We start from the raw sequence: 237 nt of genomic DNA, 5'->3' as shown, positions 1-237 counted from the left end.
GACTAGGTGATAGCCTGGGTCGGAGATCAGCGGCGTGCCGGCTTCTGAGATCAACGCCACATCGTCGCCAGCCAGCAGGCGCACGATAATACGGCTGCCCTCTTCGCGCTCGTTGTGTTCGTGACAGGCGGCCAGAGGAGTTCTGATGCCAAATTGCTGCTTCTGGCGCTGGGTGTGCCGAGGATCGTCCGCCGCGATCAATTTTACGTCGCGCATCACTTTCAATGCGCGAGCTCT

At 59.9% G+C, this 237-nt stretch carries 1 protein-coding gene; it reads right to left on the bottom strand.

Translation table 11 applies throughout. From position 1 onward, the window contains the following. Nucleotides 1-237, bottom strand: a 237-nt coding sequence (locus ACFZPT_RS27035; RefSeq protein ID WP_379559181.1) for an SAM-dependent methyltransferase, incomplete at both ends; no start/stop codon positions are given.

The sequence above is a fragment of the Pseudomonas sp. MD330_10 genome (assembly GCF_042610415.1).
GTDB classification, from domain to species: domain Bacteria; phylum Pseudomonadota; class Gammaproteobacteria; order Pseudomonadales; family Pseudomonadaceae; genus Aquipseudomonas; species Aquipseudomonas rhodesiae.
The sequence above is the reverse complement of the archived record's forward strand: the minus strand, read 5'-3'. Positions and strand labels throughout refer to the sequence as shown.